17 protein-coding genes and 1 pseudogene are annotated in these 20,605 nt (G+C 71.6%); 8 read left to right on the top strand and 10 right to left on the bottom strand.

The features are described 5' to 3' along the window. Positions 1-22 precede the first annotated feature (22 nt). The 5 genes and pseudogenes from IG02_RS0109085 to IG02_RS0109065 form a co-directional block, all read right to left on the bottom strand. On the bottom strand, positions 23-238 hold the full coding sequence (locus tag IG02_RS0109085) for a DUF397 domain-containing protein (RefSeq protein WP_030744006.1): 216 nt from the start codon (positions 236-238) through the stop codon (positions 23-25). A 33-nt stretch (positions 239-271) separates the two neighbouring features. After that, entirely contained in the window at positions 272-484 is a 213-nt protein-coding gene (locus IG02_RS0109080; RefSeq protein ID WP_030744003.1) for a DUF397 domain-containing protein, read from the bottom strand. Beyond that, positions 481-1,220: pseudogene (locus IG02_RS36120) on the bottom strand (DUF5753 domain-containing protein). Before IG02_RS36120 ends, IG02_RS0109080 begins: the two are co-directional and overlap by 4 nt. Positions 1,221-1,940: 720 nt before the next feature. Continuing rightward, positions 1,941-2,621: a DUF4276 family protein gene (locus IG02_RS0109070; RefSeq protein WP_030744000.1), complete on the bottom strand. Its 681-nt coding sequence runs from the start codon at positions 2,619-2,621 to the stop codon at positions 1,941-1,943. A gap of 11 nt (positions 2,622-2,632) precedes the next feature. Next, positions 2,633-3,760, bottom strand: coding sequence for an AAA family ATPase (locus IG02_RS0109065; protein WP_199813979.1), 1,128 nt, complete (start codon positions 3,758-3,760; stop codon positions 2,633-2,635). A gap of 406 nt (positions 3,761-4,166) precedes the next feature. Between IG02_RS0109065 and IG02_RS0109060 the strand changes: the two genes are divergently transcribed. After that, a complete protein-coding gene (locus IG02_RS0109060; RefSeq protein ID WP_030743995.1) occupies positions 4,167-5,132 on the top strand; it encodes a hypothetical protein in 966 nt (321 codons plus the stop codon). A 145-nt stretch (positions 5,133-5,277) separates the two neighbouring features. Further along, the gene (locus IG02_RS0109055; RefSeq protein WP_234314673.1) at positions 5,278-6,216 is read left to right on the top strand and encodes an endonuclease/exonuclease/phosphatase family protein; all 939 of its coding nucleotides are present in this window, start codon (positions 5,278-5,280) and stop codon (positions 6,214-6,216) included. A 111-nt stretch (positions 6,217-6,327) separates the two neighbouring features. Here the strand turns inward: IG02_RS0109055 and IG02_RS0109050 are convergent, their stop codons facing one another. The 3 genes from IG02_RS0109050 to IG02_RS0109040 form a co-directional block, all read right to left on the bottom strand. Next, entirely contained in the window at positions 6,328-7,080 is a 753-nt protein-coding gene (locus tag IG02_RS0109050; RefSeq protein ID WP_030743992.1) for a hypothetical protein, read from the bottom strand. 13 nt (positions 7,081-7,093) lie between these two features. Next, positions 7,094-7,978, bottom strand: a complete 885-nt coding sequence (locus IG02_RS0109045) for a DNA-processing protein DprA (RefSeq protein ID WP_030743989.1) — start codon at positions 7,976-7,978, stop codon at positions 7,094-7,096. 153 nt (positions 7,979-8,131) lie between these two features. After that, on the bottom strand, positions 8,132-8,473 hold the full coding sequence (locus IG02_RS0109040; protein WP_030743987.1) for a hypothetical protein: 342 nt from the start codon (positions 8,471-8,473) through the stop codon (positions 8,132-8,134). 810 nt (positions 8,474-9,283) lie between these two features. Here IG02_RS0109040 and IG02_RS0109035 point away from each other — a divergent pair. The 3 genes from IG02_RS0109035 (at position 9,284) to IG02_RS0109025 (ending at position 14,348) form a co-directional block, all read left to right on the top strand. Beyond that, the gene (locus IG02_RS0109035) at positions 9,284-10,777 is read left to right on the top strand and encodes a diaminobutyrate--2-oxoglutarate transaminase family protein (protein ID WP_078854316.1); all 1,494 of its coding nucleotides are present in this window, start codon (positions 9,284-9,286) and stop codon (positions 10,775-10,777) included. Next, on the top strand, positions 10,777-12,714 hold the full coding sequence (locus IG02_RS0109030) for a pyridoxal phosphate-dependent decarboxylase family protein (RefSeq protein WP_234314672.1): 1,938 nt from the start codon (positions 10,777-10,779) through the stop codon (positions 12,712-12,714). Before IG02_RS0109035 ends, IG02_RS0109030 begins: the two co-directional genes overlap by 1 nt. Before the next feature lie 119 nt (positions 12,715-12,833). Beyond that, positions 12,834-14,348 (top strand): lysine N(6)-hydroxylase/L-ornithine N(5)-oxygenase family protein, encoded by a 1,515-nt coding sequence (locus IG02_RS0109025; protein ID WP_078854315.1) that lies wholly within the window; start codon positions 12,834-12,836, stop codon positions 14,346-14,348. 120 nt (positions 14,349-14,468) lie between these two features. Here IG02_RS0109025 and IG02_RS0109020 read toward each other — a convergent pair whose 3' ends face one another. Beyond that, positions 14,469-15,473, bottom strand: a complete 1,005-nt coding sequence (locus IG02_RS0109020; protein ID WP_051764726.1) for an ABC transporter substrate-binding protein — start codon at positions 15,471-15,473, stop codon at positions 14,469-14,471. 139 nt (positions 15,474-15,612) lie between these two features. After that, positions 15,613-16,488: an LLM class F420-dependent oxidoreductase gene (locus IG02_RS0109015; protein ID WP_030743977.1), complete on the bottom strand. Its 876-nt coding sequence runs from the start codon at positions 16,486-16,488 to the stop codon at positions 15,613-15,615. Between the two features lie 366 nt (positions 16,489-16,854). Between IG02_RS0109015 and IG02_RS0109010 the strand changes: the two genes are divergently transcribed. The 3 genes from IG02_RS0109010 to purF all read left to right on the top strand — a co-directional run bounded on the left by IG02_RS0109010 (position 16,855) and on the right by purF (position 20,493). Further along, positions 16,855-17,667, top strand: coding sequence for a maleylpyruvate isomerase family mycothiol-dependent enzyme (locus IG02_RS0109010; RefSeq protein WP_030743975.1), 813 nt, complete (start codon positions 16,855-16,857; stop codon positions 17,665-17,667). A 173-nt stretch (positions 17,668-17,840) separates the two neighbouring features. Then, positions 17,841-18,836 (top strand): META domain-containing protein, encoded by a 996-nt coding sequence (locus tag IG02_RS0109005; protein WP_030743972.1) that lies wholly within the window; start codon positions 17,841-17,843, stop codon positions 18,834-18,836. 130 nt (positions 18,837-18,966) lie between these two features. Further along, on the top strand, positions 18,967-20,493 hold the full coding sequence (gene purF, locus IG02_RS0109000; protein ID WP_030743970.1) for an amidophosphoribosyltransferase: 1,527 nt from the start codon (positions 18,967-18,969) through the stop codon (positions 20,491-20,493). Positions 20,494-20,605 lie beyond the last annotated feature (112 nt).

Below are 20,605 nucleotides of genomic sequence, written 5' to 3'. Positions count from 1 at the left end.
GGTGCCTGTCGCCGGTCGCGGGTTACGCCCTGGCCGCTGCGGCGTGCCTGACGAAGTGGGCCCAAGCGTGGGGGGAGAGGGTGAGGGCGGGCCCGTCGGGGGCCTTGCTGTCCCGGATGGGCACGAGGCCCGAGGTGACGATGTAGGCGGGCGCCCATTCGACGCAGCCGCCGCCGTTGCCGTTGCTGTGAGAGGACTTGACCCAGTCGTCGGGCGAGAGGTCGATGTGCCTGCTCATGCGGGAAGCGCCTCCGTTCGGAGTGACGTGCGGCTAGACCTGGTCGGCGGCGTGGGCGACGAAGTCCGCCCAGGCATGCGGGTCGAGCACGAGGGCGGGCCCGTCCGGGTTCTTGCTGTCCCGTACGGGTACGACGCCGGAGGCGGTGACATGGGCAGGGGCCCATTCCACGCAGTTGTTGCCCCCGGTACCGCTGTACGACGACCTGACCCATCGGGCGGACACAAGGTCGCGGCTCGAACTCATGAGTAAAGCTCCTCCATTTTACGGCGGATCAGGCTCGCCGTATCCATCGGCGACAGAGCGCACGCCCTGAGCAGATCGTAGGTCCGGTGCCGGTCGTCGACGACGGTCTTCTCCTCGAACAGCGTCCCACTCACGCTGTTCTCTTCCCAGACGGCCTGTGTGCGGTCTTCGAAGGTCATCAACTTCGATGAGCCCCCTGCAAGAGCATGTCCCCATGTGAGAACGGGAGAACTTGAACGATGCTGGTGGGCGTGAGCGCTTCCTCCACCAAGCGGGATAGTTGCTCACGCATGGTTTCCGCCGTGCCGAACGGGCGGAGCAGCACCGCCTCGTCAAGGATCAGCGAGAAGTGAGGCGCCGGATCCGCGTGCAGGAGCGCCTGACGGCTGATGCGGGCCGTGACGAGTTCCTCGATACCCTCCGATGTGGCCTTCGGATAGTGGAACCGGAAGAGCGCGCGTGCGTACGCCTTGGTCTGGAGCAGCCCAGGCACCAACTGGCCTGTGTACTCCTGGATGACGCGCGCCTGGGCTTCGAGTTTCATCAGGCGCCGGAACTGGTCCGGATGGACTTCGTGCTTCGCCAGCCCGTACAGCTTCCCGAACAGCCCGTCCGACCCGAACGCCGCGTCCAGCCGCGCCGGCAGGTCCGGCGGGATCATCGCCTCCGCCGTCTCGTACCGGGCCAGTGAGCTCTTCCCGTACCGCAGGACGTCCGCCAGGCTTTCCAGGCTCATGCCCGCCCGTTCCCGGAAGCGACGCATTTCCGCGCCGAACAAATCGCGCGCCGAGCGGTCGGGTGTCAGTTCACGCGGTCGAGGGGCCATCGCTCCAACTCCTTTTCCCTGGGAAGGGATTGGGACATAAGCGACTTCTGATCCTACGCGGGAACACCCATCCTTGTATGCGGAACGTGACAACTAGATGACAGAAGGTGTGGCCTCCGTATGCGCGAGCAATCCCCCGGAACCACGGTCGCCAGGGCCGAACTGGAGGCGACCGTCCACGCCGGCGGCTTCTGGCGTCTTGTGCCCGAGTCCGTTCCCCGGTGTCTACGACCCCGTGACGTATGGGCTGCTGGAGCGCGTGCTCCACGGCCTGAAGCGACTGGAGCGAGAGACGGAATGACTCCGAGCAAGGCGCGGCGACTGTTGTCCGGTTTGATGGAGAGGTTCGGCCGGGACGGAATTCTCGCCGTACCCAAACCGGGGCCGGTAGCGCCGGTATCCCCGGAACGGCACTGGCCGCCGTGCGACTGCGGGCATTCCCTGTGCCCGTCCGGCCAGAAGGAGGCCGCGCCGCCCTCTCGTGTCCAAACGCTCAGTGAACGCGTCGCCGAACGCAACAAATGGAGTCGGCGCGGAGGGCTTTGAAGAACTCTCCGGGGCGTACACGGGGTGCCGGCATGGTGTTGGTGGAACTCAGCCCGTCCGGGTGCACGCCAATCGGTTTTGTTGTCAGGAGGAGCGGTCTCGGCTGCCGGATCCGGATTCCAGGCGCTTCAACCAGGCATCGAGGTGAGGACAAGTGGTGCGCAAGGCGCCCAGGCCGAGAAGCTCGATCGCGTCCGGGCCGTCCACGACCTTGCGGTAGGCGGGGTGGGCCCTCAGGATCCGCTTCGACGGAGCCGTGTCGGGACCGTCGTTGACCAGTTCGGGGCCGCCCGCGGCAGTGACATGGGACCGCAGTACGTCGGCCAGCCTGGGCGACTCGATCAGCTCGGCAAGCTCGTTCGCGGCGGCGAGTACCCAGGCCTCCGTCTCGTGGAGGACGAGAAAGGGCAGGAATCGCTCGTCGTCGATGACCCGTGCCATCGCCTCCTCGATATGGCCGACGCGAGCGTACGCGTCACCGGCCGGGGCGCCGGCGAGCCCGGGCGTGTCGGAGGGCAACCCGTACAGATCGAGCATCGTGGTCACCGTGTCGACAGCCGGGTTCCGTAGCAGTGCCCGGATGTCGTGCTCGATCTTGGGCCACCTGCTCACCCCGCCTTTGTCGTGCGGCCGGCCCGCGGCCCGCCGGGTCTTGAGCGCGACCGGGGTGACCCAGATGTCCCGCACGATCAGTTCCGGCTGGAGGACCTGCTGCACCAGGCGCTCCTCCGTCGCGCCCTCCACCAGTACATGAACCTGACGCATTCGCCCCGCCCTCACCGCTCCCGCTCGGGCCGGGGCCGACCACCCAGCAGGTTCTTCAGCCACAGGTCACCGAGCGAGTAGCTGTCGAGCCAGGCTGCCAGTGCCTCGGGATCGGGCCGGTGCAGCTTCGTCGAACCGTCCACGCGCTCCGCGACGACGAGTTCGTCGAGCCCGAACTGGTCGACCAGGGTGACGGACTGGGTGGCGGCGAGAATCTGGCTGTGGCCGGCGGCCGACCGGAACAGCTCCGCCAGGACGGTGATTGCGAAAGGGTGCAGTCCGAGCTCAGGTTCGTCGAGCACGAGCAGCGCCGGCGGTCGCGGCTGGAGCAGGAGGACAACAAGGCAGATGAAACGCAGCGTGCCGTCGGACAGTGCGTCGGGTGGGAACACCGTGTCGGACCCGAACTGCTTCCACCGGAGCAGCACGCGTGTCGCTGCGTCCTCGGTGAGGACGAACTCACGGAAGAAGGGCGCGACGGAACGGACCGTACGCACGATCTGCTTGTACGCCGCAGGATGCTCCTCGCCCATGCGCCGCAGGAACGCGGCGAGATTGCGTGCGTCCGGGTGCAGGACCTCCGAGTCGGAGGCGTAGCCCGGTTGCTTCACCGGGGCACCGGGCGTCGTGTCATGGAAGTGGTAGACGCGGCAGCCCCGCAGTATCTCCAGCGTGTGACGGGCCACGCCGCCGGCTCCGAACGGTCCCTCTTCCGCGGCCTCGGCGAGTTTCGACTCGCTGTGGCCCCGGCCGATCTCCTGCTTCAGCGGCTGCTCATAGCGCGTCTTGTCGTGGAACTCCACCGCCTCACGGCCGAAGACCAGTTCTCCCCGGTGCGAGGGAACCAACGTTGCCTCGTAAGCGTTCACAAGATCGCTTCCGTCGGCCTCCACACGCAGCCCGATTCCCGCGGACCCCTTGGCCACGTCGTGAAGCATGGCCACGGCCCCGCCACGCAGCCCGACCTCCATGCCCAGCTCACCGTCCGCGATGCGTCCGAGCAGCTCGACGGCCTCGATGAAGTTGGTTTTGCCCGCGCCGTTGGGGCCGACGAGCACGGTGACCGGGCTCAGGGCCAGCTCGACCTGTTCGATCGACTTGTAGCCGCTGACGGTGATGCGTCGAACCCTGCGTGACATGGTCATCAATGTATCGAGCTATCGAGCTGTCGAGCTCAGGCACGGGCGCGCGGCGCCGACGCCTGGTGTGGCGGGCTGTCCGCCGGGTCGTGGCGCACCGCGACTCGGCGGACCCGATCCGGTGGGCCCCGACCCGGTCCGGCGCGACGTAAACCGATTCAAGAAACGTGGGGAAGAACCCTTCCCCACCAGACCCCCGGTTCACTCACGCGCGTCCCTCACTCGCGCGGGTGAATCCGCCAACATCTGGTCGTAGGGGGAGGTTTGGTGCGGTTACGCTCGGCGACACGACCTCACAAAAAGTTCGGCCCCCGACGGGACTGCAATCCCGAACGAGGGCCTGACCACACAGGAAGCAAGCACCTTCCCGACGGCCTTCACCACACAGGAAGCAAGCACCTTCCCGATGGCTCTTCAGCAGCTTAACGCGCGCCCGTGCGCCGAGTCGGACGTTCCGGCCGACGTTCCCCCGTCCGGGGTCACCCACATCCGGTACCGGCATACGGAACGGTTCACCGTCGTCGGCAACCACCTCGCCCAGCACCGCGAACTGTCCCTGATGGCACGCGGTTTGGCGCTGTACATCCAGTCGCTGCCCGACGGATCGAAGATCGGCATCAAGGCCCTCGCCGCCAGGTTCCCCGAAGGCGAGATCGCCATCGCCGCCGCCCTGCGCGAACTGGAGAAGTGCGGCTATCTGGTGCGCAGGCGGGAGCGCGGGGCGGGTGGGCGGTGGGTGACCAGGACGTTCGCGTACGACAATCCGGTGGCTGCCGACCCCGACCGTACGGAAGCCCCGGCTGCCCAGGCCGCCCCGCCGACACCGCCCGTGTCGCTCATCCCGCCCGCCCCGCCGACACCGCCCGTCCTGGCCGTATCGCCCATCCCGCCCACGCCACCCGTGTCGCCCGCACCGCCGGCGCCGCCCGCCCCCGCCGCGCTCGAAGCGTCCCTGCCCGCGCTCGAAGCGTCCCTGCCCGCGCCCGAGCAGCCCGACCTCGGCCGCCATCGCGCCGCCGCCGATCTCCTCGCCGGTCTCCGGCGTCAGGACGCGCGGTTACTGCTCTCCGCGCGCGACGTGGCCCGCCTCGCCCCGGCCGTCTCCGCCTGGCTGGAGCGGGGCGTCGAGCCCGTAGCCGTACAGCGCACCCTGACCGCGATGCTGCCGCAGGAGCCGATCCGGTATCCCGCCGCGTTCCTCGGCCACCGGCTGACCACGCTGCTGCCGCCACCGCTGCCCGCCGCACCGACGGCGCCGCGCGTCGACCCGCTCGTCAACTGTGATCACTGCGACCGCGCCTACCGGGCGCCCGAGCCCGGTCTCTGCGGGCCATGCGCCCGCGAGGCGAACCCCGGGCTCGAGGGCGATTGAACCTTCCGGGTCCTTCCGGGAACCCCGCGTGGGCGGCCCGGGTGCGTGTTTCCGGATCTGCCGGAACCTTGATCACCGCTGACGCGTCCTAACGGGCGATGCCGGGCCGGTGGCCACCGGTGGTGCGGGTCGTGAGGGGGACGCGGTGGAGCAGCGGTCGTTCTGGGCCCGGGGGCGGGTGCTCGCGGCGTTCGCCGTGCTGACGGCCGGGCTGCTGGTGTTCCACCGGGCCGTGCCCAACGCCGTACTCGGCCTGGGCAGTCTGCTGGAGGCGTTCCTGCCCTGGCTCGGCCTCGCCGTTCCCGTACTGCTCGGCCTGGCGCTGCTGCGCCGCTCGGGCCTCGCGCTGGTGGCCCTGCTGCTGCCGGTGGCAGCCTGGGCGTATGCCTTCGGCGGGCTGCTGTTGCCCGCCGAACGGTCCGACGCGGACGATCTCGTCGTCGTCCAGCACAACGTCAGCGACGAGAACCCCGACCCGGAGGGCACGGCCCGCGCCCTGATCGAGGCGGATCCCGATCTCATCGCGCTGGAGGAACTGGTGCCGCCGGCGCTGTCCGTCTACGAGGAGACGCTCGCCGCGGACTACCCGCACCACGTGGTGGAGGGGACCGTCGGGCTCTGGTCGAAGTACCCGCTGTCCGACGCGCGGATGCTGGACATCGCGCCCGGCGGCATCGGGGAGGGCTGGAAGCGCGGGCTGAGGGCCGAGGTCCGCGCGCCACAGGGCGAGTTCGCGGCGTACGTGGCCCATCTGCCCTCCATCCGCGTCCGGGCGAGCGGGCTCGCCGCGGCCTGGCGCGACGAGAGCGCCGGTCTGCTGGGCAAGGCCGTCGCCGACGAGAAGCTGGACAGGATCGTGCTGATGGGGGACCTCAACAGCACGGTCGACGACCGGGGGCTGGCGCCGGTGACCTCGCGGATGAACGTGGCGGAACGGGGCTTCGCCCTCAGCTTCCCCGAGACGTTCCCGGTGGCGCGGATCGACCAGGTGATGGCCCGAGGGGCGAGGGTCACCGACATCCGCACCCTGCCCGCCACGCCCAGCGACCACCTGCCGGTCGCCGCGCGCGTCAAACTGAACTGACCGGTTGACTGACTGAATGGCTGCGGGGCGGCGACCCGCTGTGCGGTGCTGCCCCGGTGCGCCGGCCCGATGTGCGGCGACGCGCCGGCCGGCCGCATGACAGTGCGCCGGTCAGCCGTGAGGCCCGTCCCGTAGGACGCAGACCTTCCAGTCGTAGCGACGCATCCGCGCCTGCTCGATGTGGGCGGCGGTGTCGCCGTAGGTGCCGTTGAGATGGCGCCCGAGCACGACGACGGCCACACGGCCGGCTCCCGCTGCTTTGAGGGCGGCCGCCGCGGACTGGGCGTGGCCGCCGGTGGTCCAGGTGTCGTCGATGAGGAGAACCGCCTCCCCGTTCTCCAACGCCCCCGAGCTGTAGCGGGCCGGTGATGCCTCGCGCCCGAGGGCCTGCGCGTTCTGCGTGGGCGTGAGGAGGTCGCGGTAGCGGCGGCGGGTGACACCGGATATCTCGGCCACCATGTCCCGCAGGGGATGTACGGAACGACCACTCGTGCTCGGCACGATGGTGACCACGTCGAAGCCGGGCACGGTGCAGTGCTCGGCGACGCAGGCTTCGTGGAGGGCGAGGAATCGCCACAGTACGGCGGTCAGCCCGGTCTGGAAGTACTGCCGCTGGTGCCCCTGGGTGTTCTTGTACCGCCATAACTCGTTGGCGTACTGCCCGTGTTTGGGCGCGAGACTGATCGGTACGACCGCGTCGGCGGCCCCGGTTCCGAGCTGCTGGGCGGCTCGTCCACATCGCCAGCACGTGCGAAAGCCCTGATTCGCGGGGCCGTGACACACCTGGCACACCCCCTGACCGGCAGGCAGGGGAGCGACGAGGAAGTTGGCGTACTGGTCGGACCGCTCGACGACGGAGGCCACCGGCGCGGCTCCGCTATGCCCAGGTGAGCTCGCCCGCGGAGGGGACGAGCGAGTCGAGCCGGCCGAAAACGTCGTCCGGTCCGTCGATCACCTCGGTGTTGGGGCGAGCCGCGTATTCCCGTGCCCATTCGTGCGTCATCAGCGAGCGCATGAGGAAGACGCGCCGACCGTGCTCCAGCGCCAGGCGCGCCTGCATGCGGGCACCGCTGCGATAGGCCGCCTCCACGACGACGGTGGCCAGGCTGTAGCCGCTCATCACCGCGTTGCGCAGAGGGAAGGACGTCTTGGAGGGCGGGGACTCGGGCCAGAACTGGGAAAGCAGCAGCCCACGCTCGGCGATCTCCCGCTGGAGCGCCGCGTTCTGTGCGGGGTACGAGTGCCGGAGCCCGGTCCCGAGTACGGCTACGGTGCGCCCGCCGACGGCCAGGGCCGCGCCGTGCGCGGCCGTGTCGATACCGGCGGCGAGGCCGCTGACGACGGTGACTCCCCGTTCCGCCAGCCCGCCCGCGATGTCGCGTGCGTGTGCGACGCCCTCGGGCGTGGGACGGCGTGTGCCGACCACGGCTACCCGAAGATCGTTCTCCACGGGGACGCCGCGCAGGAAGAGGAACGGCGGCCGTTGGTGCACCAGCCGCAGATAGAGCGGATAGTCCTCGTCGAGAACCGTGACCAGGCGCATTCCTTCACGCTCCCAGTCGGCGATCTCCGTGACGATGCCGTCGAGATCGGCGGCGGGGCTGGTGTCGAACAGCGCCCCCTGGCCGGAGCGGTCCAGAGCGCTGTCCAATACTTCTCGCGCACTCCCGACCGATTCAACCTGGTCGGTGACCTCGGACCAGGGGCGTTCGCCGCGCCGCAGCAGTGCGACGAGTGCGGCTCGTTCCAGCTCCTGGTCCATGTGCTCAGTATAGGGAGGGGCGCATTTCCCGACCGGTCGCACCGCATTTCGGAGGCTTTTGCCCCGTCCCCCTCTTGATGGCCGCGCCGGTCGCGTGGGCGGTCCGGTCTCGTCGGCGTGGTCTCGTCGGGCGAGCCGGGCCGGGATGTGTGGTCAGGCTCCCGTGTCGGACTCCGTCGGGCCGTGGGGGATGCCGTTTCCCCTCCCGCGGCCCACGCCGTGGCCGGCGTCGTGGCTCACGTCGTGCGGGCGGCCCCGGGCGCGGGCGCGCAGGCGGTGCCAGTAGTGGCCGTGGCGCGGGTCGGTGTCGGCGTCCGTGGGGTGGGCCCTGGTGTCGTCGTCCGCTGGGGCGGGGCGCTGCCGGGGGTTCCAGGCGGTCCGGCCGTAGCCCTGCGTCGCGACGCCGCCCCGCCGGTGGCCGTTGATGAGTTGGATCACGGTCGCACCGATCACGATCATTCCGAGGATCGCGACCACGCTGAGCAGGTTGTTCATCGAGCACTCGCCTCCGGGAGGCGTCGGGCGGGTGCGGGGAAGCGCACCCAGGGGTGCCGGGAATGAGGTGGCATACACCCTTTCGTGTCAGCGTACTCCCGGGGATGTTCGGGTGCTCGCGCTGCTCACGCGATCTTTAAGTTAGGCTTACCTAAGCGCCCGATCGTGTTCGTGCAGGAGGAGGCACCGTGCGGAGAGTGGACAACGCTACGGCGATCCATCGGGGCGAACGGAGTCGGGTGGTCCGGCGCCGGTGCGTTCGGGGCCGGTGCGGCCGGAGCCGAAGCGTTCGGGACTGGAGCGTTCGGGGGCGGTCCGTTCCAGGTCGGATTGTCCGGGGCCGCTCCCTTGCCTGTGACCGTCCCATCGGTCACCGCCTGCTCACCAGTCGCAGCGCCATCGGCAACGTCGTCATATCCGCTGCCCACGCCAAAAACGAGTTCGAACCCTTGGGGCCGACGGCGTCCCGGTGTCCTCGGTGAGCGCGCGGCGGGCGGACACCCGCTGAGGAAAGCGCGGACGGGCCGCCGGGCGAACGCCGGGGAGCGTCGCCCGCCCTCCCTCGGAGGCGCATTCGCGGCGCCTTTCGCGGGCGCGCCAACTCAACGGTGGCGCAAGCTGTTTCGTATGCGCCCCCTTCGCACCGTCCCCGCCCTGACGCCGAGTCATGTCCCTCGCTGTCTCCGACCCCGCTGTCTCCGACCCCGTCGGCTCCGACTCCGCTGACCTGACTCCGACCCCGCCGCTTTTCTTTTCCTCTCCGTCCGCCCGACCGGCTTCCCCCTCACCCCTCTCCTCCGGAGCTGTGCCATGACCGTTTCCGTCTCCGCCGACGCCATCCTGGCGCGGCAGCGCGCCAGGGAGTCCTCGGCGCGTACGTACGCCCGTTCGTTCCCGATCGTCCCGGCCCGCGCGTACGGCATGACCGTCGAGGGGGTCGACGGGCGCCGTTACCTCGACTGCCTCTCCGGCGCGGGCACGCTCGCGCTCGGCCACAACCACCCCGTCGTACAGGAGGCCGTACGGCGCACCCTCGACAGTGGCGCGCCCCTGCACGCCCTCGACCTCGCGACCCCGGAGAAGGACGACTTCACCGACGCGCTGTTCGCGACGCTTCCGAAGGCGTTCGCGGACCGCGCCCGCGTCCACTTCTGCGGGCCCGCCGGTACGGACGCGGTGGAGGCGGCGCTGAAACTCATGCAGACGGCGACCGGGCGGCGCGGACTGCTGGCGTTCACCGGGGCGTACCACGGGATGACGGCGGGCGCGCTCGGCGTCACCGGCGCCGTGGCGGTCAAGGAGCCGGTCGCGGGGGGCGGGGCCGAGGTGACGCGGTTGCCGTACCCGTACGCCTACCGCTGTCCGTTCGGCGTCGGCGGCGCGCGCGGTGCCGAGCTGTCCGTCACGTACACCCAGCGGCTGCTGGACGATCCGTCGGGCGGTGTCGTACGGCCCGCGGCGATGATCGTGGAGGCCGTGCAGGGCGAGGGCGGCGCGGTGCCGGCACCGGACGACTGGCTGCGCGCGATGCGCCGGATCACCCGCGAGCGCGAGATCCCGCTGATCGTGGACGAGGTGCAGACGGGGGTCGGCCGCACGGGGGCGTTCTGGGCGGTCGAGCACAGCGGGATCGTCCCGGACGCGATGGTCATGTCGAAGGCGATCGGCGGCAGCCTGCCGCTCGCGGTGATCGTGTACGACAAGGATTACGACGGCTGGCTGCCGGGCGCGCACACGGGCACGTTCCGGGGCAACACCCTGGCGATGGCGGCGGGCGCGGCGACGCTGCGGTACGTGGCCCGGGAGGGCCTGACCGAGCGGGCGGCGGCCGTCGGCGCGCGGATGCTGGCGCGGCTGGCCGGCCTGCGGGCCGAACTGCCGGTGCCCGTGGTGGGGGACGTCCGGGGGAGAGGGCTGATGATCGGCGTGGAAATGGTCGATCCGGTCGGCCCGGTGGACTCCTGCGGCGCGCGCCCGGCCGCGCCGGAGCTGGCGCGGCGGGTGCGCGACGCGTGCCTGGCGCGGGGGCTGATCGTGGAACTGGGCGGGCGGTACGGGGCGACCGTGCGGCTGCTGCCGCCGCTGATTATCACGGACGAGGAGGTGGAGGCGGTGCTGGAACGGCTGGGCGAGGCGATCTCGGAGGTCGGCAAGGAGGCCGGCGCGGAGGCGGGCGCGGGCGTTTCAGCGGGCGGTGCGGTCGCCGCCGCGCCGGCCGCCGCCGCGCCGGTCCCGGCTCAGGCGGCGGTCCGGGCTCAGACGGCGGCCGGTGTCGCGCCGGGTCCGGAAGGGGGACGGCCCTGATGCCCACGGAGATGGAAGCGGAGGCGGAAGCGCTGGCTGCGGCGCTGGACGAGGTGTTGCGAGGGATGGCCGGGAAGGACGTGCGCGCGGGCTCGGGCGCGGGTGCTGGCGCGGACACGGGCGTGGACGGTCGCCCGGGAGCGAGAGCGGGGGCAGGAGCGGCCACGGATCAGCTGACCGATCCGTCCGCGGACCCGGGGGCGACCGCAGGGGCCGGCCTTGAGCCGGGGCCGGGGGCGGGGACGGACGCCGGCCCGGTCTCGCTCTCCGGCGGCCCGTCCGGGCCCGAGGCGCTGGAACCGCTGATCGCCACGGTGCTGGAGGCGCTGGCCGGGGGAGCCAAGCGCCGCGACGGCCCGATCGCGCCGGGCCGGCCGGAGGACATCGCGGCGGCGGTGGCCGAGGCGTTCGACAGCGAGGGCGAGGGCGAGGGCGGCAGCGGCAGCGGCAGCGACGGAGAGGGCGAGACCGGGGGCGAAGGCACCGGCGCCATCGGCGTCCCCACGGGGCACCCGAGGCGTGGAGCCAGGGCCCTCGCCCGGACCGACGCCCGAGGCGCCGCCGCGCTGCGCCGGCTCACCGAACTCCTCGCCCACGGCAGCGCCGACCCCGCCGACCCGTCCTGCGCCGCCCATCTGCACTGCCCGCCCCTCGCCATCGCCGTGGCCGCCGACCTGGCCGTTTCCGCCCTCAACCCCTCCCAGGACTCCTGGGACCAGGCGCCCGCCGCGACCGCGCTGGAGACGTTGCTGCTCAAGGAGTTGGCGCGGCTGGTGGGGTACGACGCGGAGCGCGCGGCCGGAGTGCTGACGTCGGGCGGTACGGAGTCCAACCTGATGGGCCTCATGCTCGCCCGGGACCGCGTGCTGGGCACGGCCACCGGCGAGCAGATCGAGATGACCGGGGTGCCGGGGACCTGGGCCCGGGTGCCGGGACAGCGGTCCGCGGGGATGGACGAGACGACCCCGGCCCGTCCGCGCCACTCCGGCCGCACCGTCCGTCCGGGCCGGCCCCGTATCCTCGCGTCCGCCGCCGCCCACTTCTCCGTACAGCGCGCCGCCGCGCTGCTCGGTCTCGGTGAGGACGCGGTGCTGCCCGTACCGGTCGACCACGAACTGCGCATGATCCCCGAGGCGTTGGCGTCGCTGCTCGACGGCTGTGCCGCACGGGGGGAGCTGCCCGTCGCCGTCGTCGCCACCGCCGGCACCACGGACACCGGCTCGATCGACCCGCTGCGCGCCTGCGCGGAACTCGCCGCCGAACACGGCGCCTGGCTGCACGTGGACGCGGCGTACGGCGGCGGCGCGCTGCTCTCCGACCGGCTCGCCCCGCTGCTGGACGGGCTCGAACTCGCCGACTCCGTCTCCCTCGACTGGCACAAGCTCGGCTGGCAGCCGGCCGCGGCGGGGATCTTCCTGGTGCGGCGCGCGGAGACGTACGCCTCGCTCGCGCGGCGCGCGGTCTACCTCAACCCGGCCGACGACGAGGAGGCCGGTTACCCGAGCCTGCTGGGCCTCTCCCTGCGGACGACGCGCCGCGCCGACGCGTTCAAGATCGCGGTGACGCTGCGGGCGCTGGGCCGGGAGGGCCTGGGCCGGCTGGTCGACGCCTGCCGCGCTCTCGCGGTGGCGGGGGCCCGTACCGTACGGGAACACCCACGTCTGGAGCTGCACTCCGAACCGGTGCTGACGGCCTTCCTGTTCCGGTACCTGCCGTCGGACGCGTCGCGCGGCGACGAGGTCAACGCCGCGCTGCGCCGTCGTCTCCTGCGCGAGGGCCGGGCGGTCGTCGGCCGTACGGAACTCCCGGGGGAGGGCCCGGGCCGCGTACGCCTGAAGCTCACCCTGCTCAACCCGCACACCACCCCCGCCGAGGTGGACCGCCTGCTGCACGCGGTGGTGGCGGCGGGGCGGGCGGAGGAGGAGGGCGGCGGGTAGCCCGGCCGGCCTCTTCACCCTCGTGCGTACGTAAGTGCCTGTGCAGTTGCGTACCTGTGTACGTGCGTACCTGCGTACCTGCGCACACCGAAACCCCACACCTTCACGGAGGCCCACAGGTGACGACGACCGACAACGCACAGACGGGTGAGGAACCCCGGAAGCAGTACGGACAGAGCGGACAGAGCGGCGAATCGGGCCCCTACGACCTCGTCGGCATCGGAATCGGCCCGTTCAACCTCTCCCTCGCCGCACTCGCCGACGGACTCGCGGACGGCCCCGTCGGCGGCGCCGTCGGCGCCGCCGACGGCGGTCCTGCCGGCGATTCCGCCGGCCGGGCGCGGGGCCTCCGTACCCTCTTCCTCGACGCCAAGCCCGCCTTCTCCTGGCACCCCGGCCTGCTCCTCGAAGGCACGGTTCTCCAAGTCCCCTTCCTCGCCGACCTCGTCACGATGGCCGACCCCACCAGCCGCTGGTCGTACCTCAATTACCTGCGTGAACACGACCGGATGTTCCCGTTCTTCTTCTCGGAGCGGTTCCACATACCGCGGCGCGAGTACGACCACTACTGCCGATGGGTCGCCGAGGGGCTGCCCTCCTGCCGGTTCGACGCGCGGGTGACGGAGCTGGCGTGGGACGAGGACGCCGGGGCGTTCGCCGTCACGTACCGCTCGGCGGACGACCAGGGAGCACGCGCCGTGGAGTCGCGGGTGCTCGCGCTCCAGGTCGTACTGGGAGTGGGCACGCTGCCGGTGGTGCCGGAGGCGCTGCGGCCGTTGCTCGCGAGTGACGAGGAGGAACGAGGAGGGGGCACCGGCTCCGGTGGCCACGTCCGTGTCCTGCACAGCGCCGACTACCGCGCCCGTCGCGCGCGCCTGGCGGCGCTGGACGACGTCACGGTCGTCGGCGCCGGTCAGTCCGGCGCGGAGGTGGCGCTCGACCTGCTGCGGCACCAGGACGGCACGGGCGCGGGCGGCCCGTACGTACGCTGGCTGGCGCGTACCCCGGCCTTCGCGCCCATGGAGTATTCGAAGATCGGCCTGGAGCACTTCACCCCCGACTACATCCGTTATTTCCGCGCGCTGCCCGAGCAGCGCCGCGAGCGGCTCGTACGGGAGCAGTGGCAGCTCTACAAGGGCGTCAGCGAGCAGACGCTGGCCGAGATCCACGACGAGCTGTACGAGCGGACCGTCGGCGGTGCGCCGCCGCGCGCCGCGCTGCATCCGGGCGTGGCGATCGAGGGCGCGGAGCGCACGCGCGACGGGGTCCTGCTGACGTGCCGGCACGTGGAGCAGGACACGTGTTTCGAGGTGCGTACGTCCGCGGTGGTGGCGGCCACGGGGTACGCGGCGGCGCGCCCGGCCTTCCTGGAGCCGCTGGCGAAGCTGGTGGACTGGGACGACAGGGGCCGCTACCGGGTCGACGGTTCGTACCGGGTGGCGCTCGACGCGCGGGTGTCCGGGACGCTGTACGTCCAGAACGCCGAACTGCACACGCACGGTGTCGGCGCGCCCGACCTGACGCTGGGCGCGTGGCGGGCGGCGACGATCCTGAACGCGGCGGCGGGGCGGACGGTGCTGCGGGTGCCGGAGCGGGTGGCGTGGACGACGTTCGGGGCGCCGGAGGGGCGGTAGGCCGGAGCCGTAGGGAAGGCGGGGCCGGCAGCCGGGCCCGGTCCGTATCCGTATCCGTACCCGGTCCGTATCCGGGCCCGCCCGGGTCCCGGGCCGGGCCCGGACCAGGTCCGGTCGGACCTACTGCTCGGCGGCGGACGTGTAGCTCTTCTCGATGGCGTCCAGCACCTGGCCCGCGCCGGTGTACCCGATGCCGAGCATCCACAGGTTGTCGTCCACCTTGAAGGCCATGCCGTTCTTCACCGCGTCCAGCCTCTTCCACAGGGGGCCGCCGACGATGTCGGTCTCCTGGGCCTTCTTGGCGTCGCCGTAGGTGGAGTAGTAGAGGACGTCCGCGTTGGCCTCGTCGATCTGTTCGGGGCTGACGTCGAGGGAGAAGGCTTCCGCGTCCTGGTTGTCCGGGCGGCCGACACCCAGGTCCTTGAAGAGGGAGCCGACGAAGGTCTTGTTCATGTAGATCCGGGTGTCCGCGCCTTCCACGAACCGTACGAAGCCGAACGTGGTCCGCTTCGCCTTGTCCGCCCCGCCGAGCGCTTCCGTGACGCGCTTGACGTGCGCGTCGTAGTCGGCGACGACCTTCCTGGCCTCGTTCTTCCTGCCGAGGGCGTCGGCGTGGAGTGCGAAGTTCTCGCGCCAGGTCGCCCCGGTGCTCTCGGAGAAGACGGTGGGGGCGATGGCCGAGAGGGACTTGTAGTTCTTCTCGTCGCGGACCTTGCTGCTCAGGATCAGGTCGGGCTCGAGCGCGGCGATCGCCTCCAGGTTCGGCTCGGCGATGACGCCGACGGGCTTGACGTCCTTGAGCTCGTCCTGGGGGAGGTACGTGGAGAAGGGAGCCTTGTCGGCGACGGTGGTGGCGCCGACCGGGGTGACCCCGAGGGTGACGGCGGAGTCGAGCGCGTCGGTGTCCAGGACGACGACGCGCTCGGGCGCGTCCGTCACCTTCACGTCGCCCATGACGGTCTTGACCGTGTGCGTCGCGGCACCGCCGCCGGAGGAGGCGTCCTTGCCGCCGCTCCCGCCGCTCCCGCCGCCCGCGTCGCTGTCGCCGGTGCAGGAGGTCAGGGAGAGGGCGAAGGCGGTGGCGGCGGCGGTCACGGCGATACGACGGACGAAGGTCTGTGACACGGCGGAAGCCTCCCGGTGACGGTGACAGCGACAGCCCGGGCTTCCCGGACGTAAATAAGGCAAACCTAACCTTGTGGCCGACGCGGCAACAAGTCACGGTCCGGTCACGGGTGGTGGTGCGGTGGCGGGGCCGGCCGGCTCAGGTCAGTACGTCGGCGAGGCGGCGCCACTGCGCACGGGGCAGGGAGGCCGGGCCGCTGAGGGTGGTGTCCGGGGTGACGATCTGAAGGGCCACGTGGTCCGCGCCGGCCGCGTGGAAGGCGTCGACGCGGCTGCGGATCTGTTCGTCGGTGCCCCAGGCGTAGACCGCGTCGATGAGCCGGTCGCTGCCGCCGCCTGCGAAGTCGTCCTCGGTGAAGCCCAGCCGCTGGAAGCTGTTGGTGTAGTTCGGCAGGGCCAGGTACCCCGCGAGGTAACCGCGAGCGGTGGCCCGGGCCGTGTCCGGGTCGGCATCCAGGACGACCTTCAGCTCCGGCGCGAGGAGGGGGCCGGCGCCCAGGATCTCCCTGGCCTGTGCGGTGTGCTCGGGGGTGACGAGGTACGGGTGGGCGCCGCCGGTCCGGTCGCGGGCGAGTCCGAGCATCTTCGGGCCGAGGGCGGCGAGCACCACGCGCTCCGCCGGGACACCGGCCGCGTCCAGGCCGTCCAGGTAGGTGACCATGGAGGAGTAGGGGCGCCGGTACTGCGAGGCGATCTTGGCATGGCTCGCGCCGATGCCGAGCACGAACCGTCCGGGGTGTGCGGAGTCCAGCGCCTGGAACTGGCCGGCGACGTCGGTGGGCTCGTGCTGCCAGATGCTGAGGATGCCGGTGGCGACGGTGAGCGCGGAGGTGGCCTCGATCAGGGGTACCGCGTGCTCGACCGCGCTGTTGCCGCCCAGCCAGACGGCTCCGAAGCCGAGTTCTTCCAATTCCGCCGCGGCCTCGGGGATCTCGGCACGGAGTGCGGACTCCTCGGAGCGCAGTTCCGCGCTCCAGATTCCGTAGCGGCCCGGCTTGTCCTGCGGCGCTGCCATGGTGTCTCTCCTGACGTACTGGAAGTCTGGACTCTGGACTTGACGTGCTCCGAGTTCGGCGACGAACCGTGGAAACGGGGACGCTCGATCCGCCGCACGTCCCAGGGACCGGTCCCCGCGGAGCGGTCCCCACGGCCGGTACCCACGGTGGCACAGGGGGATGGCCGGTGGCGCGCCGACCCGCACGTCCCGTCAGGGGTGTGGCGTGGCCGGCCAGTTCGGTCGGGGCGCGCAGTCGCAGGCCTTTTTGGGGGAACGCACACTCGTGTCAGGCGTTGCGTTGCAGGCGCTCGCCGACGCTCGACCGGCGCGGACTTCACTATCGCGGCTGTGACCGGCGCGCTGCCACGGCATAGCCTCACCCCCATGCCACCTGCCAAGAAGCGCCCGCGCGGTTACGACCCCGTCAGGACCCGGGCCGCCGTGCTCGCGCAGTTCGGGAACGTACGGGAGGCCGTGGGCGGGTTGTCGGAGCGGCAGCTGGCGCTGCCGGCCGGGCTCGGGGGCTGGAGCGTGCGGGAGCTGGTGGCGCACATCGCCATGGGCGTGGACTCCGTCAGCCGGTACATCGAGCAGCCCGCACCGCCCGGGGCGGGGAGCGGGCCCGCCGGTCCCGTCGTCGCGCTCACCGAGTGGCCCTTCGCCACCGCCCGGCACGCCGGCGCCATCTCCGAGGACGTGGCGGCCCTCGCCGCCTCGGCGGAGCCCGCCGAGCTGTTCGAGCGGGTCGCCGAGCGCTGCGCCGCGCTGTGGCCCGGGGCGTCCGGGGAGCGGGTGCTCGCGGTACGCGTCGGGGCCATGCGGCTCGCGGACTACGTGGTCACCCGCGCCGTCGAGCTCGTCGTCCACACCGACGACCTGAACCGGGCGGCCGGGTTGAGCATCCCGTACGACCGGCAGGCGCTCGCCGCCTGTACGCGGGTGCTCGCCGACGCCCTCGCGGTGCGGGCGCCCGGCGCGTCGACCGAGGTCCGGGTGCCGCCGTACGCCGTCGTGCAGTGCGTGGCCGGTCCCCGGCACACGCGTGGCACCCCGCCCAACGTGGTGGAGACCGACCCGCTGACCTGGGCCCGGCTGGCCACGGGCCGCACCACCTGGACCGAGGAGATCGCCGCCGCGCGGGTCACCGCGAGCGGGGAGCGCGCCGACCTGGGCGGGCTGCTTCCCCTGATGCGGTGACGCCTTGACGCGGTGAGGCGCTGATGGGGTGACGACTTGAGGCGGTGACGCCCTGACGCCCTGACGCCGCGACAACACGGCCCCCGCGAGGCCGCCGCACCCGCGATACCCGCGACACCGCGACGTCGGGACACAGGACGGAACCGCGACCCCGCCCCTCCCGTCCCATCGGCATGCGGAAACAGCAGATCATTCCTGTCACTGCCGTCACTACCGTCGCGCTGCTCTCCCTGGCCGCCTGCGGCACGGAGTCCGGGTCAGGGTCCGGGTCCGGGGCGTCCGCCTCGAAGCAGGGCAAGGGGAGCGGTTCGGTACGTACCGACCTCCCGCTCACCGGCGTCCGCTGGAGCGTCGACAGCGTCACCGTCGACGGCGAGAAGGCCGTCCCGCCCGCCGACGCGAGCGTGGAGATCGACGACCGGGGCCGGGCCAGCGCGCGCACGGGCTGCAACTCCATCGGCGCGAAGGTCACCGTCGACGGTGACACCGTCACCGTGGGCGACAAGCGCACCACGGAGATCGGCTGCGAGAAGGAACTCCAGGACTTCGAGAAGGCGCTGAACGGCGCGTTCTCCGGGAAGCTCACCGCGAAGGTCCAGGGCGAGGCGAAGGACAGGCGGCTCACCCTCACCACCTCCGACGGCGCCGCCACCATCGCACTCAGTTCCCAGCCCGACTCCTCCCTCATCGGCACCAAGTGGAGCGTCAGCGCGCTGACCGACGGCGACGTCGCCGCCTCCCTGCCCCGGGGCACCGACGGCAAGGCGTACTTCACGTTCAGTGAGCAAGCCGGCAAGGAGGCCGGCAAGGAGGCCGGCAAGGAGGCCGGGGGAGGCACGGACAAGGCCGAGGGCGCGAAGGGCGAGACCGAGGGGGCCAAGGACAAGACCGAAGGCACCCTGAAGGGCAACCTCGGCTGCAACCGCTTCAGCGCCCCCGCCACCGTCTCCGGACCCACGATCAGCGTCGGGCGGATCGTCTCCACCCGGATGTCCTGCGCGGAGCCCGAGATGAAGCTCGAACAGCAGGTGAGGAAGGTGCTGGAGGGACAGATCACATATGAGCTGCGCCACCGTTCCCTGACGCTCGAGACGGAGGGCGGACAGGGTCTCGACGCCGTCGCCGCCTCCCAGGAACCCTCCGGGAGGGCCGCCCCGCCACGGGCTTGACGCGCGTCCGGCGTACGGCCTGGCATGCGCCTGATCAGGCGGCTCCGTCACCCCCGCCGGAGCGCCCCGCCCGCGCCGGGCCCGTATCCCCAATTCGGACCAGTGGTCGATCTCGCCTACACTCGGTGGCGTGCCTCGTGGTGATGGACGACTCAACCACGACCTGCTCCCCGGCGAGAAGGGCCCCCAGGACGCATGTGGCGTCTTCGGAGTCTGGGCTCCGGGCGAAGAGGTCGCCAAGCTCACCTATTTCGGTCTGTATGCCTTGCAGCACCGTGGACAGGAGTCCGCGGGCATCGCAGTGAGCAACGGGTCCCAGATACTGGTCTTCAAGGACATGGGCCTGGTCTCCCAGGTCTTCGACGAAACATCGCTCGGCTCGCTCCAGGGCCACCTCGCGGTGGGCCATGCCCGCTACTCCACCACCGGAGCCTCGGTGTGGGAGAACGCGCAGCCGACGTTCCGGGCGACGGCCCACGGCTCCATAGCGCTGGGCCACAACGGCAACCTGGTCAACACCGCCCGGCTCGCCGAGATGGTCGCCGACCTCCCCAAGGAGAACGGCCGGGCCACGCAGGTGGCCGCCACCAACGACACCGACCTGGTCACGGCGCTGCTGGCCGGGCAGACGGACGACGACGGCAAGCCCCTCACGGTCGAGGACGCCGCCGCCCGAGTCCTGCCCGAGGTCAAGGGCGCCTTCTCGCTCGTCTTCATGGACGAGGGAACGCTGTACGCGGCCCGCGACCCGCAGGGCATCCGCCCGCTGGTCCTCGGCCGGCTGGAGCGCGGCTGGGTGGTCGCCTCCGAGAGCGCCGCGCTGGACATCTGCGGTGCGGCCTTCGTCCGGGAGATCGAGCCGGGCGAGCTGATCGCGATCGACGAGAACGGTCTGCGCACCCAGCGATTCGCGGAAGCGAAGCCCAAGGGCTGCGTCTTCGAGTACGTGTACCTGGCCCGGCCGGACACCGACATCGCCGGCCGGAACGTCTACCTGTCCCGGGTCGAGATGGGCCGGAGGCTGGCCGAGGAAGCCCCTGCCGAGGCCGACCTGGTCATCGCGACGCCCGAGTCCGGCACCCCCGCCGCGATCGGCTACGCGGAGGCCAGCGGTATCCCCTACGGCTCCGGGCTCGTCAAGAACGCCTACGTCGGCCGGACCTTCATCCAGCCGTCCCAGACCATCCGCCAGCTGGGCATCCGCCTGAAGCTGAACCCCCTCAAAGAGGTCATCCGCGGCAAGCGCCTGGTCGTGGTGGACGACTCCATCGTCCGCGGCAACACCCAGCGCGCCCTGGTCAAGATGCTCCGCGAGGCCGGCGCCGCCGAGGTGCACATCCGGATCTCGTCGCCGCCCGTGAAGTGGCCCTGCTTCTTCGGCATCGACTTCGCCACCCGCGCGGAGCTGATCGCCAACGGCATGACGGTCGAGGAGATCGGCGTCTCGATGGGCGCGGACTCCCTCGCCTACATCTCGATCGACGGGATGATCGAGGCCACGACCATCGCCAAGCCGAACCTCTGCCGGGCCTGCTTCGACGGCGAGTACCCGATGGACCTGCCCGACCCCGAGCTGCTCGGCAAGCGGCTGCTGGAGACGGAGCTGGCGGCGGGCACGGCGAACACGGCGGCGACCGACGCGCTGCGGCGCCCGTAGGACCGGCGCCCGCTCGCGTCCGCCTCCGTACGCTCATGTCCCGCCGATGCCCTCGCGTCCGCCCGCGCCGCCCGCGCCCGCCCGTGGCCGGCGCTCCCGCCCGCCCGCTCGT

The sequence above is a fragment of the Streptomyces sp. NRRL F-5135 genome, assembly GCF_000719775.1.
Classification (GTDB): Bacteria; Actinomycetota; Actinomycetes; order Streptomycetales; family Streptomycetaceae; genus Streptomyces; species Streptomyces hebeiensis.
Note: the sequence above shows the minus strand (reverse complement) of the source record. Positions and strands in the feature narration are given on the sequence as shown.

Bases quoted from the DNA above. Each gene is read 5' to 3' on its own strand.
- IG02_RS0109085 (WP_030744006.1), bottom strand. From the start codon at position 238: ATGAGCAGGCACATCGACCTCTCGCCCGACGACTGGGTCAAGTCCTCT.
- IG02_RS0109080 (WP_030744003.1), bottom strand. From the start codon at position 484: ATGAGTTCGAGCCGCGACCTTGTGTCCGCCCGATGGGTCAGGTCGTCG.
- IG02_RS0109070 (WP_030744000.1), bottom strand. From the start codon at position 2,621: ATGCGTCAGGTTCATGTACTGGTGGAGGGCGCGACGGAGGAGCGCCTG.
- IG02_RS0109065 (WP_199813979.1), bottom strand. From the start codon at position 3,760: ATGTCACGCAGGGTTCGACGCATCACCGTCAGCGGCTACAAGTCGATC.
- IG02_RS0109060 (WP_030743995.1), top strand. From the start codon at position 4,167: ATGGCTCTTCAGCAGCTTAACGCGCGCCCGTGCGCCGAGTCGGACGTT.
- IG02_RS0109045 (WP_030743989.1), bottom strand. From the start codon at position 7,978: ATGGACCAGGAGCTGGAACGAGCCGCACTCGTCGCACTGCTGCGGCGC.
- IG02_RS0109040 (WP_030743987.1), bottom strand. From the start codon at position 8,473: ATGAACAACCTGCTCAGCGTGGTCGCGATCCTCGGAATGATCGTGATC.
- IG02_RS0109035 (WP_078854316.1), top strand. From the start codon at position 9,284: ATGACCGTTTCCGTCTCCGCCGACGCCATCCTGGCGCGGCAGCGCGCC.
- IG02_RS0109030 (WP_234314672.1), top strand. From the start codon at position 10,777: ATGCCCACGGAGATGGAAGCGGAGGCGGAAGCGCTGGCTGCGGCGCTG.
- IG02_RS0109015 (WP_030743977.1), bottom strand. From the start codon at position 16,488: ATGGCAGCGCCGCAGGACAAGCCGGGCCGCTACGGAATCTGGAGCGCG.
- IG02_RS0109010 (WP_030743975.1), top strand. From the start codon at position 16,855: ATGCCACCTGCCAAGAAGCGCCCGCGCGGTTACGACCCCGTCAGGACC.
- IG02_RS0109005 (WP_030743972.1), top strand. From the start codon at position 17,841: ATGCGGAAACAGCAGATCATTCCTGTCACTGCCGTCACTACCGTCGCG.